This window comes from Flexithrix dorotheae DSM 6795, assembly GCF_000379765.1.
GTDB lineage: Bacteria > Bacteroidota > Bacteroidia > Cytophagales > Flammeovirgaceae > Flexithrix > Flexithrix dorotheae.
The window spans coordinates 132,475-151,268 of the sequence record NZ_KB903487.1 but is presented as its reverse complement, the minus strand read 5'-3'; the positions used below and the strand labels follow the sequence as shown (position 1 = coordinate 151,268).

Below are 18,794 nucleotides of genomic sequence, written 5' to 3'. Positions count from 1 at the left end.
TCCAATTTAGTAAAAATTTCCACCCAATTTAAAACTTTTTTTCGATGGGTTTCATCATAAAAATATAAGTGGTTATAAAAAACATCACTTAGATTGCCACAACTGATTAATGATGTCATAAAATTCCTCATTTACTAAATTAGTACTGGTACTTAAACAATTCACGAAATTCAATAAAATTAATACCACTGGCGTGCCTGATCAAACAGAAACACTCATTTTAAAAGCTAAAAAAGGAGACAAGGTAGCCTTTAACCGGCTGGTTGGCGAGTGGTACAAACGTATTTATAATTTCGGATTCAAATATTTTTCGGATCATGATCAGGCCATGGACATTACTCAGAAAACATTTATTGCAGTTCATAAAAATCTGGAAAGGCTTGATAGTCCTGAAAAATTCAAAGGATGGCTATACAAAATAGCCCTTAATTATTGCCGGGAGGAGGACAGAAGACAAAAAAAGAAATGGATTTTACCATTTGTCAATTTTAAAAAGGAGAGGGAAGAATTTGTTTTTAATGCCTTTGAAAGTCAGTTGGACAATCCGGAGAAAAGTTTTCAGAAGGGAGAATTAGCCGATTTATTGGCAAAAGCGCTGAGTAAATTGAATGCAGATCAACGGGCTGTAATCATCATGAAAGAATATGAATGTTTGAAATTTAAAGAAATTGCCGAGGTGCTGAATATCTCGGAAAATACAGCCAAATCAAGGCTTTATTACGGATTAAAATCACTGAAAGCCATTCTAAGTAAATGGAATATAAATAAAGAAACTATTAATTATGAGCAATAGACCTGATCAATCGACTTTAATTTCCTATTTGTACGGGGAACTGGACGAACAGGAAAACCAAAAGGTAAAAGCTTTTCTGGAAGAGAATCCTGAAGTTTTTCAGGAATTAACCTCACTTCAAAATACCCGAAGTTTACTTTCTCAACTGGAAGATGTTCCGGTTAACCAGCCACTCATCCTGAATACAGAAAACGCTAGGTTTACCACACAAAAAAACAAACAAATTTTATGGCAAAAATGGTCTGGTGTGGCTGCTGCACTTTTCGTGATTCTGGTAAGCGTAACCATTTGGAAACTGAATTTTGCATTTGAAGACAATCAATTAAAAATCAGTTTTCAGGGCCAGAAAATTCAGAAAGCTCCTGCTATTGAAAAAGATTTGGGTAATTCGGGTCAGCAATTACAAGTACAGGAAGAATATTTAAAAATGCTCATTGCCCAGGTTTTAAAGGAAAAACAAGAAAATGAAGGGCTGGAGCTTGAAAACTGGAAGGAAAATATTCATCATGAAGTAAATGCTTTAAAACATGCATTATCACAACAAAAAATGGCAGTTCAGGCGGCTCAAAAAACTATTTCGAATCAGGAACTTGGAGAATTATTCAATCAGATAAGAGAGGATAATTATAATGCCATGGTGAAACTACTGGAATTTTCAAATGAGCAACAAAAAGTTTATGCCCAGGAAATGCTCACCAACTTCAATGATTACCTGGAAAATAAAAGGCAAAAAGACCTGGAGGTAATTGAATATGCCTTAAACAACCTCAAAACTAGGACAGATCAGAAACAGGAAGAAACTGAAATCATGATCGCCAAACTCATTACCCAGCTGAACGAAGAGCGGTAAAAATTTTAAAATTCATCAAACTAAGCAAAAATGAAAAACTTAAAATATAGCCTGATTACCTTATTTTTTTTATCCCTTTTTTCAGCTGTTTTTGCACAGGATGACAGGATGGAAAAGGATTTAAAAGTAATGGAGGAAATACTCACCGAATTATTTATGTCCAAATTTGGTGATGGAAGAAATAACCACTTTGGCGAAAAAAAGGCTGAAGCCAGTTATATAAAGGGCTACGGAATTATGCTAAAACTTCCACAAATTAGTCAGTATAGAGGATTTACCTATTCTTCCAATTATGTGATTTCCACAGGTAGAAATACAAAAAGAAATAAAGATCCTGAATATTCCTTTAAATACGATTTGGATAGTTTAACGGAGGCACACAATGCAAAAGTTATTGCGCTCATGAAGTCTTTTCTATCCCTATACGGTGATTTGGCAGGAGGGCTTAATCCTGATGAAAAAATATTTATTCAATATAATCCCAAAAATACTCCGGGTAATGGATTTAGCACTTATCATGTTTCTGGGAATCCCGATGTGATAATTGCCTCTGTGGATGATTTGGAATCTAAATCTACAGATCAAATCACTGCAGAAGTTAAATACCAGGATATTTTACAGTTTAAGTCAGGGAAACAATCTAAAGAAGCTTTTGAAAAAAAGATCAATATTAAAAGCATAGGAAAAAACAATGAGGAGCAGCTTGAATACAAGATTTTATCCAGAATATTCCAAAGTATATTTGAAAAGGAACAAGAAGGAATGTTCTCTACTTCCGGTAAGCCTTTTCTTAGCCCGCAGGAATCGGCTGTGAGTTTTCAGGTATTAAGTGGATTTGGGGTAGTTTATAAAATCCAGCTTTATTATCCTAGCCAGGTGGTGGTAAAAAATAAGGGAAATGATGATGACTTTGCCATTACAATAAAAAATGGGAATGAATTAAGTGAGAAAAGAGATCAGGAAATGGAAAAAGCCTATCCCAAATTTTTGGAAGAAATAAAATCAGGAATAGTGGAATATGGCAGAACGCTAAGGAGTGTCAATGCGGAGGAAATGTTGTTGGTTGAAGTGGAAATTCCTGCCTGTAAAGCTTGTGAAATTCCCTCCAGAGTAGTCCTGTCTGTAAAAAAATCCATTTTAGAATCCTACGATTCCAGAAAGATCAGTCTGGAAGAAGCAAAGAAGAAAATAAATATTACCCCTGCAGGTAAAGCCTCTGAAAAAAGGGAAAATGGATTTCCCGCAGTAATTTGGGACCATGATTAAAAAAAGATCCCGAAGCAAATTCAAATCTGGTTCGGGACTTTTTTTAAGTTTAAATGAGGCAACGCTTTTTAATCATTCTCAATTACATTGAGCATTTTCAGGGTAGCAGTTATCGCTGCTGAAGCCTGGTCCGAATCCAATCCTCTGGTGATAAATTCCTTGCCATTCGACCAGGTAATAATTGTTTCCACCAAGGCATCTGTTTTTCCTCCTGGTGGTATGGTTACCGTATAATCCAGCAATGTAGGAACTTCTTTTCCCAGTTTTTTATAAATCCTTTTCAGGGCCTTCATAAAAGCATCATACTGACCATCACCTGTGGAAGTTTCCTCGTAAACCTCCCCATCTATTTCTATACTTAAAGTAGCACTTGGTTTTAGGTTATGCACATGCGTAAGGCAGTAATTCTTGATTAGAATTTTCTCCTTTATAATCTCACTTCCAAGCACATCGGAAATGATATAAGGCAAATCTTCTTTGGTAATTCCCTTCTTTTTATCGCCAAGTTCCACCACTTTTTTGGTTACTTTCTGCATGGAATCAGGAGAAAGGGTAATGCCAAGTTCTTCAAGGTTCTTTTTAATACTGGCCTTTCCGGAAGTTTTTCCTAAAGCATACTTCCTTTCCCTTCCAAATCTTTCCGGAGTTAATTCACTTACATATAAATTACCTTTGCTATCCCCATCGGCATGAACACCACAAGTTTGGGTAAATACATGCTCTCCTACAATAGGTTTATTGGTCGGGATTCTTGAGCTGGAAAAAGCCTCTACCATTCGGCTGATTTTATTCAGTTTACTTTCATCCACAGCAGTTTCTTTTCTCAATTGATCGTGCAAAACAGCAATCACACTTGCCAATGGCGCATTTCCTGATCTTTCTCCTAATCCATTAACGGTAGTGTGCGTTCCTCTGGCACCTACCTGAACCGCAGCCATTACATTGGCAACAGCAAGGTCATAATCATTATGTGTATGGCAATCAAAATGAAGGTCGGGGAATCTGGTTACCACTTCTTTAAAATAAGTAGCTGTATCAAAAGGATTTAATACACCCAGTGTATCCGGCAACATGTAGCGCTTAATATTCTCATACTGAAGTCCTTCCAGCATATAATATACATAATCCGGAGAAGTTCGCATACCATTAGACCAATCTTCCAGATATACATTTACACTGATACCAAGGCTATTAGCGTATGAAATTGCAGCCTTAATTTCAGTAAGATGTTGTTCCCTTGTCTTTTTTAACTGGCCTTCCAGGTGATTCAAAGAACCTTTGCACAGTAAATTAATGACTTTTGCCCCGGCCTGATGAATCCAGTCTAAAGATTTATTTCCATCGACAAACCCAAGTACTTCAATTTTATCCAGGTGACCCTTTTCCTCCGCCCAGGCCACAATTTTCTTTACACCTTCAAATTCGCCTTCAGAAATTCTTGCCGAAGCTACTTCAATTCGGTCAACCTTAACTTCATCTAATAAGATTTTGGCAATATTTAATTTTTCAAGAGCAGTAAATGCAACACCAGAGGTTTGCTCCCCGTCCCTCAGGGTGGTGTCCATTATTTCAACTTTCATTGTGATATTATTAATCTCCTTTCAATTATGAACCCGCAGTGTTCTTTCTAGTTCTTTTATAAAATTGGTGTTTATTTATTGATCAGGTCTCCAAAAATAGTTTAAAAATTTGAGGGTAAGCAATTTATAGCTACAGACTATTATAATTAGGCTGTATTTCCCCTAAAATCAGGACCTTAAATAGAAAAGGAATCTATAACATTTATTCTCCCTTTTGTAAAAAATTCAAAATGGAATTTTAACCTAAAAGGTTTTTGCTGGACTTTTTCGTGAGAAATTCCTTTAAATAAAAAGGCTCGAAATAAGCCAGATCTGCATATTCTTTTTTTATAAATAATTCATTAGCCAGGACACCTAAATAATTTGCTGAGGGCTGAATTCCCGGTATTAAATTAAAACGGTTTTCTTTTTTCAATACCGCTTGGCATTTTTCTGCCCCATATCCGAAGTAAAGGAATTGATCTGTTTTTTTAATAAGATCATCAAAAGCATTTTCATCTATAATTATAGCCTCAACATCCTTTATCTGCTCCATTTTTAAACTATAAATGGATGCATAAACCTCCATTCTTCGGGCATCCAGCATTGGACAAAGAAGAGTGTTTTTCGGTAAAACATTTGCCATCTTAACAGACACTTCCAAAGCCATTGCCTCTAATGTAGACACAGCGATTAAAGGAAGATCCTCTGCAAAACAGATTCCTTTGGCAGTGGAAGTTCCAATTCTTAGTCCTGTATAGGACCCTGGTCCTTTTGAAACTGCCACAGCTTGTAAATCGCGAGTCGTCAATCCTGCATTACTTAAAAGTTGACTTACACAAACTGCCAATAGCCCTGCATGAGATTTTTCCTGATGCAATTCTGAATTAGCCACCAATTTCCCTTCATTATGTATAGCCACTGAACATATAGGTGTGGAAGTCTCAATACTTAAAATCATATTTTCTTTTTTTCAATAATAAATAAAAGGATGTTATCCAGCTTAAAAAAGTATTTGGGGGGAAATTTTACTATTAAGTCCCAGTAAAAACACTAAAATTCAAAAAAACAAATTTAAATCAATTTAAAACCGTATAAGCAAATATACAATTTATTTTACAAAAAGAATTTTATTAAAATAAAACTACAAAAAACAGAATATTACTTTATTAAAGTAAAACAAAATCCAATTATTTAACAGATAAATAAAGCCAACTATAGAATTTGCTTTAACAAATATACACTATCAAAATCTCTATTTTGTAACATTTAGTTAACATTAAAACCTATTTGTAACATTAAGTTAATGATTAGTTAATAATTTTTCAGCACAAGAAGTTGAAAATTGATATATGTTTGTAATGTAATCAATTGATAATCTCTTAAGCGGGTTTAAAAATTGAATACAAATTTGGATAAAGAGTTATATAAATTTATATATATATATAAAAGACATTCTTTAATCTAAGAATTTATGTTTTGGTAATAAGGATAAGGTGAAAGTAAAAAAATGCTGGTCTATGACCGGCATTTTTTTTTGCATTAAATCTACAAAAATTTGCCTTATTGAAAATATCAAGTTGTTAAGAAAAAATCCTCTCTATTACACTTCTTAAGCAAAATCAAAAAAAATGAAATCAGTGTAACGTTTACTGGTTCGGCAGGTAATCTTTAAAGTTGAGTAAGGTAAGTATTACTTTCTGGTGTGAAAGTCGACTGATAAATTCAGTACAAAATATAGAAACACTAGTGTCGGATTAGGAACAAACCAGGCAGAATGATTTCCACCTGGTTTTTTGTATTATTCAATACTTCTTGCCGGATTTCCCAGAACGATATCATTGGCATCTACATTTTGCATCACCACTGATCCTGGAGCAACCTGTGCATTCCTGCCTATTTTCACTCCCTGAGAAATAATAGCTCCAGCGCCAATAAGCGCACCAGTTTCTATTTTCACTTTTGATCCAATTATACTTCCTGCACCTACCTGTACGTAGTCCTCCAGTTCAGCTTCAAAATCAATTGTTGCATTGGAATGGATAATACAATGGTTTGGTAATTTCGCCCCTGCACCAACAACCGCTCCGGCATTTATTAAATTTCCATATCCCAAAAAAGCATGATTTGAAATGATGGCAGTATTGTGAATGGCATTCACCGGCATTACTTTTCGCCTCACATTCAACATACCCACTATTTCTCTCCGGGTAGTGATGTCATCTATAGCCACAAAAGCTTCGCATTTTTTGCCAATGTATTTTAGGAAGCCATCATCTTTCATGCTCCCTAAAACTGTAATGTCATTGATCTCTGTATTGTGTAATTCTTCATTATCATCCAAAAAACAATAAACCACAATATCTTTACTGGTAAAAATATCAAGGGCGGCTTTTCCCAGACCCGATGCTCCAAAAATTATTACAGGATTTTCCATTAACAGTTTAAATTTTTGTTCAAATTATTTGAAGCTGCAAAAGTAAGTGGTTGGATAGAAATAACAACTTTAACTTTTGCCACAACTAACTGATATTGAGTTAAAGATACTCAAAATAAAAAAAGTAGTAGTACTTAGTGTATAATTATGGCAATCAGTAGTTTTTATAAAGTTCTAATTTTTGGAAGTTGAGTTAAAATTATATTTCAGGGTGAAACCTCCAAAGTAATTACGAGGAAGCCCGGGGTAGTAATACCTTGGGGCGCTTCCCCCGAAACCACTTGCATTTACCGCAATCATTGAGGCATATTTTTCATCGAGTATATTATTAAATCCGCCATAAATATCCACCGAAAAGTTTTTGGCAAATTTGAGTAAATAGCCAACCTTGGAGTTTAAGAGGCTATAAGAATCGGTATATACAGAATTTTCATCGTTCAATGGCATTTTTCCAGTGGCCTGAAAACTTAAGTTGGCATACAAGCCAAACCGGGTTTCCAAATCCATTCCAGCCGTGAAATTAGTTTTCGGAGTTCCGGTCAAATCATTTCCAGAATAATCATTGCCTTCATTAATAAATTCCTTGAACTTATAATCACTATAAAGCAAATTGGCATAAACCCTTAATAGGTTAACTGCTTTTTCCTGGCCACTTATTATATTATAATTACCCCTAAACTCCAGTCCATTGTGGGCTGTTTTCCCGGCATTTACACCTACAAATACATCATCGCCAACCCGCTGAGCCACCAGCAGATTTTCAATTTGCATGGTATAAAGAGAGATATCATAAAAAAGTTTACCAGAAAATAGCTCCCCCCTGCTCCCAATTTCATAATTCCATCCGGTTTCTGGCTGGATATCGGGATTCAGTTGTCCTTCAGGAGTTAAAGTTTCTTCCAGAGAAGGTGGAGAAAACCCATGACCAATTCCTCCATGTACAGATATTTCCTTACTAATTTTATGGTTTATCGCAAGTCTCGGGGAAATTTGATTTTCAAAGCTATAATCTCCAGAAAGGTTGGTATCGTCACCAAAAAACAAGTCGCTGTACTCGTATTTTGTATTATTCATATTGAGTCCACCAGTAAGATAAGTTTTTGAGCCCAGTTTCAAATCCAGCTGCACAAACAGGTTATAATATTTTCTATACTCCTCATTATCGCTCAGAATTGGACCATAAACTCCACCATCTGTTTCGTAGGTTTTCCAGGCATAAAACTCATTGAAATATTCTCCACCAAATATTAATTTATGGGAATTCCTTCCTCCAGGGAAAAAATATGTAAATGCCGTCCTGGCTCCATGGGCATTGGTTGTTTCCCTCAAGTTGTTAAAAGGTCGGATTTCCTCCGCATTTCTGAAGTTTGTAAAAACACTTGTTACATTTTGGAAATTATCATTAAAATCATGATTTACGGACAATCCAAACAATCCTTTTTGATAATCTTCATTTCCTTTCACTGAAGCCCAGTTCCCGGCAGCGGCACTTGGGTTGGAGGCAAAAGTTGCACTGTCAATAGAGCTGGGAATAAAAGCTTTCAAATTAATTAAATTTCCTAAAAAACTTACGGTGGTTTTCTCTCCGGCATAGAAATCGGCTAAAGCTGTTAAAGAATTTCTGTCATATTCATTATTCTCCCGGTAACCATCACTGTGGGTAGTATTCTGAATAATGCTCAGGTTAAACCGATCATTACTTGTTCTGAATGAATTCACATTTCGAAACATTCCGAAAGAACCTACAGAAACTCCTGAAGCAATCGAGGTTTGTTTATAAGAGGATCTTTTTCCCTTCAAATTAATTGTTCCGCCTAATCCTGCACCATAAATGCTGGAAGAGGGCCCTTTTATCACTTCCACCCTTTCCAACAAACTTAAATCAATATCTTCAATGGTAGTTTCTCCGGTTCCTGTAGTTAATGGAATATCATTGATGTAGGCCCTGATTTTCGCTGTAGAAAATAGTGATCTTGCGCCAATTCCTCTAATGGTAATTCTGTTGGTATTCAGTGCACCTGATTGCATAAATACACCGGGAATTCTATTCAGTGCAGGGGTAATGATCATATCATTTCCTGTATGGATTTCCTTTTCTGAAATAAGGGAAATGGCTCCTGGCACATCCAAAAGTTTTTGGTTATATTGAAAAGCAGCTACTACTACTTCACCCAGCTGAACTTCTGATGCCTGAAGGCCAATATTGTAAAAACTTTGACCATCAATGGGAGAAAAAATTTCCTTTTGGTATCCAAGGTGGGAAACCGTAATTTTTGTATTTTCAGTAACAGATTCAGAAATTTCAAAAAGACCATTCAGGTCAGTAATTGTGCCTTTGTCCCCATAGGTAATCGCTACACCTTCAATAGGCTGGGAATTGGAAAAATCAAACACTTTGCCTTTTATCTGGGCAAAAACCTGATGGCTGATCAGGATAATAAAAAGTATGGGCAGTAATCTTCTTACCATGAATTTTTACTTAGAGTAATTGATATATTAAGAATATTGGTTCAAATTTACGCTCTATTCTAATAAATCACACCACTACGACACAAACTGAGATATTAATGGAGAGAATCAGTGTATTTGACATGCTAAAAATTGGAGTGGGCCCTTCCAGCTCCCATACATTAGGACCATGGCTGGCTGCCAGGAGGTGGCTGGAAGACTTAAAATCTACCGGAGATTTCGATAATATTGAAAAAATAAAAATATATCTGTACGGCTCTCTGGCACTCACCGGTAAGGGACACTACACTGATAAAGCGATTTTATTAGGACTTTTAGGTGAAAACCCCAGAACTATTGATACCTCCTCTATCAATGAAAAAATCAATAGTATTAAAAAAAATGATTCTATAAAGCTATTGCACGAAAAAGATATTGTTTTTTCTGTATCAGATGATCTTTGTTTCCTTTATGGTAAAAAACTGCCATATCATGCCAATGGGATGAAGTTTTCCTGCTGGATTAAGGGAAATGAGGAAAGCCAGATTTATTATTCTATAGGTGGTGGTTTTATTGAAAAAGAGGGAGAAAGTATTGCTGAGCAATTTCAGGTGACCCTGCCTTTTCCCTGTGATCAATCAGAGGATTTGCTAAACCATTGCAAAAAGCACAAAATTTCTGTTTCAGAAATGGTTTTTGAAAATGAAAAGGCCTGGAGAACTGAGGAAGAAATAAAATCGGGCTTGATCGGCATTTGGCACGTAATGGAAGAATGTGTTTATAAAGGCTGCACTACTTCAGGTATTTTGCCAGGTGGCCTGGGTGTAACCCGAAGAGCTGCTGTGCACAACCAAAAGCTAATGAAGGGAATTTCCTATACTAACTCTATGGAATGGATTGCTGCCATAAAAGGAAAAAGTTTCGATTTCCAGGAAGTTTTGGAATGGATCAGTTGCTTTGCCATGGCCGTAAATGAGGAAAATGCAGCCATGGGAAGAGTGGTTACAGCACCTACCAATGGAGCTTCTGGAGTCATTCCGGCTGTTTTGATGTATTATTTCTGTTTCCAAAATCCCAATGTGACTGATGAAGATATCGTAAGGTTCCTGATGGTAGCAGGGGAAATAGGGAGTTTTTTCAAAAAAGGAGCAACAATTTCTGCGGCTATGGGTGGATGCCAGGCAGAAATTGGGGTTTCTTCAGCAATGGCTGCTGCTGCTTTAACAGAAATTCAGGGAGGTACACCAGCTCAGGTTTTAATGGCAGCGGAAATTGCCATGGAACATCACCTGGGCTTAACTTGTGATCCCATTGGCGGACTAGTACAAATTCCCTGTATAGAAAGAAATTCAATGGGAGCTGTAAAAGCCATTACAGCCAGTAAAATTGCCATAGATAGCGATCCGGCTTTAGCCAAAATTCCTCTGGATAAAGTCATTAAAACCATGTGGGACACGGCTAAAGATATGAATGTAAAATATAAGGAAACTTCAGAGGGAGGATTAGCGGCCAATATTTCTGTAAATGTCCCGGAGTGTTAAGGCTAATTTTCTTCACCAAAAATAATTGTACTCCTTATTTTTCCACTTTATATTAGCTCATTCTATTCAGCCTGATTTTTCTGCCAGTTATGGTAAATTTTTTTTCCGGGACTCTTCGATTATATAAAGATGCCTATTCGGGCCATCCCAGGGAAATTTGGGTGTTGGTAATGCTTACCCTGATCAACAGAATGGGCATGATGGTGTTACCATTTCTTACGGTTTATCTGACCACAGTTTTGCACTTCCCTTTAGATGAAGCCGGACTTTTAATCAGTGCATTTGGCTTTGGTTCATTAGGAGGCTCATTTATTGGAGGAAAACTATCCGACAAAATCGGGGCAAATAAAGTAATTGCTTTAAGTCTTTTCCTTGGGGGCTTTTTTTTAATGACCATTCAATTTGCACATACTTTTTCCTCTTTATATGCACTGATTTTTACTTCATCCTTATTTGGAGAAGCCTATCGCCCAGCCTTAATGGTTGCTGTGGGCAATTATGTCCCGAAATCCGAATCGGGACGAGCCATCTCATTTATACGACTGGCAATTAATATTGGATTTAGTCTTGCTCCTGCCATTGGGGGTTTTATTGCCGCCACATTCAGTTATAGTTGGTTATTCTGGATAGATGGAACCACCTGTGTGTTGGCCGCCACTTATTTTTGGATAGAATCCAGAAACTGGAGCAGAAGAACCATTAATAGAGCAGAAAATTTAAATTCATTAGAAGAAAATGTTCGTCCTCCTTACAAAGACTGGTTGTATGTATTCATGCTCTTTTCCTCCTTTTTATATGGCTTTGTCTTTATACAATGGTTTCACAGTGTGCCGGTTTTCATCAAAACTGATTGGGGATTTGATGAAAGATATATAGGACTTCTCATGGGAACAAGTGGTTTTTTAATCACCCTTATCGAAATGCCAGCCATCCATTCTGTGGAAAAAAACAGAAAAATTAATCCTTCTATCCTCTTAGGTGTAGTGCTTTTGGCATTTAGCTTTATTCCCTTTTTATTGCCCTCCTCATTATTTTTAGCATTTATGGCCATGTTCTTTTTTACTATTGGGGAAATTTTCTATTTACCATTAATAAATGCAACTGCCTTAAATATGAGTCCTGATGCCAAAAGAGGGGAATACATGTCCTGGTATTGGATGATGTGGTCTATGGCTCATATTACAGGCCCAACTGTAGGACTTTCTTTTATTGAAAAAGCTGGGTTTTCTACATTTTGGTCCTTTACCATCCTTATAACAATGGTCAGTTTCTTTCTCCATCATATTTTTTTAAAAAAACTGGAGAATACTCCACCTTAAGGTTATTCTTCCCGAAATGAGGGTTCAAAAAACACGCACAGGCCTTCCAAATCTTACCTGAGATAATTCCCCTGATTATCCCCGAAAGTAATAATCTGCTGGTTTCTCCATTTTTAGGTTAACTTTTATTTACACTCAGCCAGCTATGAAAAAGATTTTTAAACTATTACTTCCGGGGCTGTGTCTTTTTTTACTTAGTAATTGCACGCAGGAAGATGATTTGGAGATTACTCCACCCAATCAGATAGATTTCAAAAACTTTATAACTGATCAGCATACTGCCCATCAGGCACTTAATAGTGTTTATGCGGCATTAAATGATGTAGCATTTAGCAACTATTCCCTACAAATGGTATGTGATTTTCCCGCACTTTCTGTTTCTGACAATAAGGCTGATGAATTCGGTAGAGAGTTGGATGAATACACCTGGGACGCACAGAACAGAGCCTTGAACAATGTTTGGGAAGCATTAGCGGAAGGCATAGGCAGGGCAAATGTAGTGATCAATAAGATCCCTGAATTATCAGAAAATGAGATTGATTTAGAGCAAGCAGAAAGAATGGTTTTAGAAGCCCGGTTTTTAAGAGGCTATTACTATTTCATGTTGAAAGGGCTATTTGATAAAGTGCCATTATTTGAACCTAATCAAACTGGAAATTCAACTTATTCTAGCAATGTGGGTACAGATGAAGAGGTATGGCAGCTGATTATAAACGATTTAATTGCGGCTGAGAAATTACCTGCCAATTATGGGGATGTGGAAAAATTTCGTGCCACAAAAGGTGCTGCCAATGCCATGTTGGGACAGGTTTATTTGCACAGATCAGGAACCGGAATTGCCAATGAATGGAGTTTGGCCGCCAAAAAATTCAGGCAGGTAATAAATAGCGGCAGATATATTATGATGGAAAATTATGCAGATTTATTCGAATCAACCAATGCCAATAATTACGAAACCGTTTTTGCTATCTATCCTGATCAGGAAAATGCGGGGTTGGGAAGTTTGGGAAAGTCTGGCAGTTATGCACCCGGCACAATGCTCTGGTTTTCCAACCCTTCATTCGAGCAACTTTTCGATCAAAATGATAGTCGGAAAACGATGTTGTTTAGCCTGAATGAAACTGGAGAAAATTCACCAAATATTTTTCAAAAATATGGTCATGAGGATTTAAATCAGTCTCCATTATATGCCATCAGGCTTGCAGATGTGTGGTTGATGTATGCTGAAGCTATTAATGAAATAGATGTAAACGACAGGTCCAGATTAACCGGAATAAACCTGGTAAGAGCCAGAGCCGGACTTTCCCCCATAAAAAACAGTATTTCTCAGGAGGAATTTAGAGAAGTTTTAATGTTGGAAAGAGAAAAAGAATTATGTCTGGAACAAAAATCCATATTTGATTACAGAAGATTTGGCCTGGAAAAAATGCAATGGATTACAAAAAAATCCGGAGCAAAACTTGATATTGAATCCAAACATTTAGTATACCCGATCCCCCAGTCTGTGTTGGACGAATCAAAATCTAGTGCAGTAGTATGGGAACAAAACCCGGGATATTAGCAAACCCAGTGTGGAGTATTTTTCACTAATATTCGCGGTGTTTATTTTGCTATAAGTCTTTCACCAGCAACACTTAATAATAACTAAATTTAACCTAACCTCTGGCAAAATCAGATATTCTGATTTTGCCTTTTTTTATTCGCTCCTGGGCCATGTTTAGCGTCTAAATTAAAACATGACAAAAATCATATTAATCATTCCTGATTCCTTCCTAACATTCTGACAAATCACTTCTTTTAAAGAAGGATTTTTTTAACTTTGGAAAAAACACCTTATCATATTTTTTAAGCTTTTGTGGTCAATCAAAATAAGATTATTTTTTTGCTTGAAAATTTTTTGAATCAAAATAGCACGCAAATGCTTTTTAATTTTTACTTATTTACATAGCTATGGAAGGCGAATTTGGTTCGGCATTAATGCTTTTAGTAGTAGGGATGGTAACCGTATTTTCAATTCTTTTTTTGGTTGTAATTTTTGGGAAATTACTCATCTCTACCGTAAATAAATATTTCCCGGCTCCGGAAATTCAACCTATTTCAACACCTTCTCATTCCTCCGATTTAATTTCAGCAGGAAAAATGGCTGCAATTGTAGCTGCAGTAGATATTGTTTCTGATGGTAAGGCCAACATTAATAAAGTTGAAAAGCTGTAATATCTTAAAAGGATAGTTAAATATTTTTAGGGAAAGCACCTTGGGAAATTCAATCAGGCTGCTTTATTCACTTTTAAATGAATTATTTATCCAATTTCAAATAAATAATTCCACGATTTTTAAAATCAGAAAAACATTAAAAAAATGGGAAGAGAAATAAAATTTTCTTTGATGTACCGGGACATGTGGCAATCCTCCGGGAAGTATATGCCCAGGGTTGACCAATTGGTAAAAATTGCACCGGTAATTGTGGATATGGGATGTTTTGCCAGAGTAGAAACTAATGGAGGTGGATTTGAGCAAATCAATTTGTTATTCGGAGAAAACCCAAACAAATCAGTAAGAGCATGGACACAACCCTTCAATGATGCAGGTATTTTAACACACATGCTGGAAAGAGGACTTAATGGAATAAGAATGAGCCCAGTTCCTGCCGATGTGAGAAAATTACTTTTCAAAGTAAAGAAAAAACAGGGGACAGATATTGCCAGATCATTCGATGGGCTGAATCATGCACCCAATATCATTGATTCCATTAAATATGCAAAAGAGGGCGGGATGATCGCACAGGGCACACTTTGCCTCACACATTCTAAAATACATACCGTAGAATATTATATTGAGCTGGCTGAAAAATTAATTGCTGGTGGTGCGGATGAAATTTGCCTGAAAGACATGGCTGGAATTGGCAGACCTGTTTCCTTGGGAAAAATAGTAAAAGGAATAAAGGTCAATCATCCTGATATTATTATACAATATCACGGTCACTCAGGACCAGGGTTTGCTCCTGTTTCTATTCTGGAAGTGGCCAGAGCTGGTGCAGATATTATTGATGTGGGAATGGAGCCACTTTCCTGGGGAACGGGTCATACAGATTTACTTACCGCCTATGAAATTCTGAAAGATGATGGGTTTTCAGTTCCTGATATTAACATGAAGGCTTATATGGAAGCCCGATCCTTAACTCAGGAGTTTATTGACGATTTCCTTGGATATTACATCAACCCAAGAAACAGGTATATGAATTCTCTGCTCATAGGACCAGGACTTCCGGGAGGAATGATGGGTAGTTTGATGGCTGATTTAGAAAATAACCTGGCCAGCCTGAACAAATGGATTACCAAAAGAAATAAACCAACTGTTACTCAGGATGAATTACTGGTAAAATTATTTGAAGAAGTGGAATACATTTGGCCAAAACTTGGTTATCCCCCTCTTGTTACACCATATAGTCAGTATGTGAAAAATGTGGCCCTTATGAATGTCATTCAGATGTTTAAGGGAAAAGAAAGGTGGTCGATGATTGCCGATAATATTTGGGATATGATTCTAGGCAAGTCCGGCCAGCTTCCCGGCAAGTTAGATCAGGAAATTATTGATTTGGCCAAAGCTCAGAATCGAGAATTTTTCTCAGGAAACCCTCAGGATCTTTACCCTGATGCATTGCCTGAATTCAGAAAGGAAATGGAAGAAAATGGCTGGGAATTTGGCGAGGATGATGAAGAATTAATGGAACTGGCCATGCACCCTGAGCAATACAGGGCTTATAAATCCGGAGCAGCGAAAAAGGCTTTTGAAGAAGATTTACAAAAAAGAAAAGGAGAACAGGATAGTTCTTCAGAAGCAAAACCTGTGGTTTCTCAGGATACTGCTCCTTCCCCAAAAACCATGAATATTGATGTGAATGGTGAACAATACCGTGTAACCGTATCTTACGGAGATCATAATGGAAGTGCTCAGGTAAATAAAGGAAATACACATACCACAGCAGTACCTTCCACTCCTACCCCCACTACATCAAACAATGGACATCTGGAAGAAATTCTGGCTCCAGTGGAAGGGAAATTTTTTAAAACAAAAAATGCTTCTGAAACTGCAATTAAAATTGGAGATCAGGTAAATGAGGGGGACATTATTGGATATATTGAATCGATGAAAGTATATAATGCCATTTCTGCAGATAAATCAGGAAAAGTGGTGGAAATCTGCTTTAATGACGGGGAGTCAGTAGATGAGGATGATGCTTTGATCAAAGTTCAATAATTATTAAACTAAACTAATTTGAAAATTACAGCAAATTAAGCTTTGCGTGCAATTGAACTGTGATTTTCTGCTCATACAGCAATGGAAATTATTGAGAATTTGTATGAAATGACAGCCTTTAGTAACATCATTGCTAAACCAGGAACATTGGTGATGTTGCTAATCGGTTTCATTTTATTATTTCTGGGCATAAAAAAACAATTTGAGCCTCTGCTCTTAATACCCATAGCTTTTGGTGTTTTGTTGGCTAATTTCCCTGGTGGCGAAATGGGTGTTGTGCCTTCTACTGAGGAAAATGGAATTATGCACAAAACACTGATAGAGATAGCCAAGGATCACGGCATCATGAACCTGATTTATTATTCCTTGATTAAAACAGGTTTTTTACCCCCAATAATTTTCATGGGAGTGGGTGCACTTACCGATTTTGGTCCTATGCTCAGAAATTTAAGACTTGCGCTTTTTGGTGCAGCAGCCCAGATCGGTATTTTTTCGGTTTTATTTGGTGCATTGGCTGTTGGTTTTTCATTGAAAGAAGCCGCAGCATTGGGCATTATTGGTGGAGCGGATGGACCTACTGCCATTTTCACAACCATAAAATTAGCCCCACATTTGCTCGGACCTATTGCTATTGCTGCCTATTCTTATATGGCATTAGTTCCGGTGATTATTCCATTGGTAGTTAAATACACCACTACCAAATCGGAATTGAAAATCAATATGAAACTTCAGGATAAACTATTTCCCAGTAAAACTCCTATTAAAAATATTAAAACCGTTAAAATAATTTTCCCCATCATGCTTGGGGTTCTTGTGGCTTTATTGGTACCTTCTTCTGTACCCCTGGTTGGTATGTTACTGTTTGGAAACCTGATCAAGGAAGTGGGTTCTTCTACTGAAAGGCTTCACGATGCAGCCTCAGGACCAATTATGAACACTGCCACCATTTTTCTGGGACTTTCTGTAGGAGCTACTATGACAGCCGAATCATTTCTTGAAACCAAGACCATTCTTATCATTGTAGGAGGATTTGTGGCATTTGCCATTTCAATTGCCGGAGGTGTTTCTGCTGTAAAGATTTATAATATTTTTGCAAAGAAAAAAATTAATCCATTAATTGGCGCAACCGGACTAAGTGCTGTTCCTATGGCATCCAGAGTAGCCAATGAAATTGCTTTAAAGCATGATCCTAAAAACCACATTTTGCAGTATGCCATGGCCAGCAATATTGCCGGAGTGATTGGTTCTGCTGTTGCAGCCGGAGTATTAATTACCTTTTTGGGAAATTAATTTTCTGATTATAATTATTTGTTTTGGCAAAATACCTGTTTCTAATGCATTTTTAAAGTTTCAGTTTTTTCTAACAAACGATATCACCCCAATAAGAAAATGAAAAGAAATCAAATACCTTTTTTAGCTCTGTTTTTTTTAATCGGTTTTAACGCCTTAGCACAGCAACCAAGGGCACAGATCGATCCTAAAGCTACCGAAGTTTGGGAACCGGAAGTTCCAAAAGTAGATCCGGGTAAAGATGTTTATTCTCCTCCTTCTGATGCGATTGTGTTATTTGATGGCAAAGACATGTCGGAATGGGAAATTGGAGACCATACTAAATGGGAAGTAAAAGATGGGGTTGTCACCATTCAGGAATCTGATAAACACAGACAATCACCTACAAGTATTTCTACTAAAAAAGCCTTTGGAGATATGCAGTTACACCTGGAGTGGAGATCACCTGCAGAAGTGAAAGGAGGTGGACAAAGAAGAGGAAATAGTGGTATTATGTTACAAGGTAAGTACGAAGTTCAGGTTTTAGATTCATATGATAACAGAACTTATTCTAACGGACAGGCAGCAAGTGTATATAAACAATATTATCCACTTGTAAATGCTTGTAGGAAGCCTGGAGAATGGCAGGTTTATGACATTGTTTATACGGCCCCCAGATTTGATGAAAATGGAGATTTAAGGTCTCCGGCAAGAGTTACGGTAATTCACAATGGTGTGTTAGTGCAGAATAATGTGGAAATCCAGGGAAGAGTGGCTTTTATAGGCCCCGCAAAATATTCAGCTCATGACTTAAAACAACCTTTACATCTTCAGGACCACGGAGATGCGGTGAGCTACAGAAATATTTGGGTGAGAGAATTATAAGCCTATAACTCATTGAAAATGAGCAAATAAAAAAGGAATTACATCATTTTGTAATTCCTTTTTTTGCTTGAAGTTCAAAAACACCAAAATAAGATTAGTTAATAGTGGATTTTCTTATTTGGTAGTTAGCAAAGTCTTAAACTCATTCCAATATCCAGAAAATATTCCTG

14 protein-coding genes are annotated in these 18,794 nt (G+C 36.8%); 10 read left to right on the top strand and 4 right to left on the bottom strand.

Annotation, left to right across the window (positions count from 1 at the left end):
* The first annotated feature begins 193 nt into the window (after nt 1-193).
* From A3EM_RS0134300 to A3EM_RS0134290, 3 genes are read left to right on the top strand one after another with little or no spacing between them, the layout of a single operon-like run.
* Nucleotides 194-793: an RNA polymerase sigma factor gene (locus A3EM_RS0134300; RefSeq protein WP_020532784.1), complete on the top strand. Its 600-nt coding sequence runs from the start codon at nt 194-196 to the stop codon at nt 791-793.
* On the top strand, nt 783-1,643 hold the full coding sequence (locus tag A3EM_RS0134295; protein WP_020532783.1) for a hypothetical protein: 861 nt from the start codon (nt 783-785) through the stop codon (nt 1,641-1,643). The genes A3EM_RS0134300 and A3EM_RS0134295 overlap by 11 nt, the downstream gene beginning before the upstream one ends.
* Before the next feature lie 30 nt (nt 1,644-1,673).
* Nucleotides 1,674-2,909, top strand: a complete 1,236-nt coding sequence (locus tag A3EM_RS0134290; RefSeq protein ID WP_020532782.1) for a hypothetical protein — start codon at nt 1,674-1,676, stop codon at nt 2,907-2,909.
* A 68-nt stretch (nt 2,910-2,977) separates the two neighbouring features.
* Here A3EM_RS0134290 and A3EM_RS0134285 read toward each other — a convergent pair whose 3' ends face one another.
* From A3EM_RS0134285 to A3EM_RS0134270, 4 genes are all read right to left on the bottom strand, one after another.
* A complete protein-coding gene (locus A3EM_RS0134285) occupies nt 2,978-4,489 on the bottom strand; it encodes an alpha-isopropylmalate synthase regulatory domain-containing protein (protein WP_020532781.1) in 1,512 nt (503 codons plus the stop codon).
* A 238-nt stretch (nt 4,490-4,727) separates the two neighbouring features.
* Nucleotides 4,728-5,429, bottom strand: coding sequence for a tRNA (adenosine(37)-N6)-threonylcarbamoyltransferase complex dimerization subunit type 1 TsaB (gene tsaB, locus A3EM_RS0134280; protein WP_020532780.1), 702 nt, complete (start codon nt 5,427-5,429; stop codon nt 4,728-4,730).
* A gap of 840 nt (nt 5,430-6,269) precedes the next feature.
* Nucleotides 6,270-6,905, bottom strand: a complete 636-nt coding sequence (locus A3EM_RS0134275; protein WP_020532779.1) for a NeuD/PglB/VioB family sugar acetyltransferase — start codon at nt 6,903-6,905, stop codon at nt 6,270-6,272.
* A gap of 174 nt (nt 6,906-7,079) precedes the next feature.
* On the bottom strand, nt 7,080-9,374 hold the full coding sequence (locus A3EM_RS0134270; RefSeq protein ID WP_020532778.1) for a TonB-dependent receptor: 2,295 nt from the start codon (nt 9,372-9,374) through the stop codon (nt 7,080-7,082).
* Between the two features lie 98 nt (nt 9,375-9,472).
* Between A3EM_RS0134270 and A3EM_RS0134265 the strand changes: the two genes are divergently transcribed.
* From A3EM_RS0134265 to A3EM_RS0134230, 7 genes are all read left to right on the top strand, one after another.
* Complete coding sequence (locus A3EM_RS0134265; RefSeq protein ID WP_026210755.1) at nt 9,473-10,894, top strand: L-serine ammonia-lyase; 1,422 nt, start codon at nt 9,473-9,475, stop codon at nt 10,892-10,894.
* A gap of 89 nt (nt 10,895-10,983) precedes the next feature.
* The gene (locus tag A3EM_RS0134260; protein WP_020532776.1) at nt 10,984-12,213 is read left to right on the top strand and encodes an MFS transporter; all 1,230 of its coding nucleotides are present in this window, start codon (nt 10,984-10,986) and stop codon (nt 12,211-12,213) included.
* Nucleotides 12,214-12,358: 145 nt separating this feature from the next.
* Nucleotides 12,359-13,774, top strand: coding sequence for a RagB/SusD family nutrient uptake outer membrane protein (locus tag A3EM_RS0134255; protein WP_020532775.1), 1,416 nt, complete (start codon nt 12,359-12,361; stop codon nt 13,772-13,774).
* A 389-nt stretch (nt 13,775-14,163) separates the two neighbouring features.
* A complete protein-coding gene (locus A3EM_RS0134250; protein WP_020532774.1) occupies nt 14,164-14,427 on the top strand; it encodes an OadG family protein in 264 nt (87 codons plus the stop codon).
* Nucleotides 14,428-14,571: 144 nt separating this feature from the next.
* A complete protein-coding gene (locus A3EM_RS0134240; protein ID WP_020532772.1) occupies nt 14,572-16,470 on the top strand; it encodes a biotin/lipoyl-containing protein in 1,899 nt (632 codons plus the stop codon).
* A 108-nt stretch (nt 16,471-16,578) separates the two neighbouring features.
* On the top strand, nt 16,579-17,760 hold the full coding sequence (locus A3EM_RS0134235) for a sodium ion-translocating decarboxylase subunit beta (protein ID WP_245576588.1): 1,182 nt from the start codon (nt 16,579-16,581) through the stop codon (nt 17,758-17,760).
* A gap of 99 nt (nt 17,761-17,859) precedes the next feature.
* Nucleotides 17,860-18,624 carry a 3-keto-disaccharide hydrolase gene (locus tag A3EM_RS0134230; protein ID WP_020532770.1) on the top strand — a complete coding sequence of 255 codons (765 nt, stop codon included), beginning with the start codon at nt 17,860-17,862 and terminating at the stop codon, nt 18,622-18,624.
* Nucleotides 18,625-18,794: the final 170 nt, after the last annotated feature.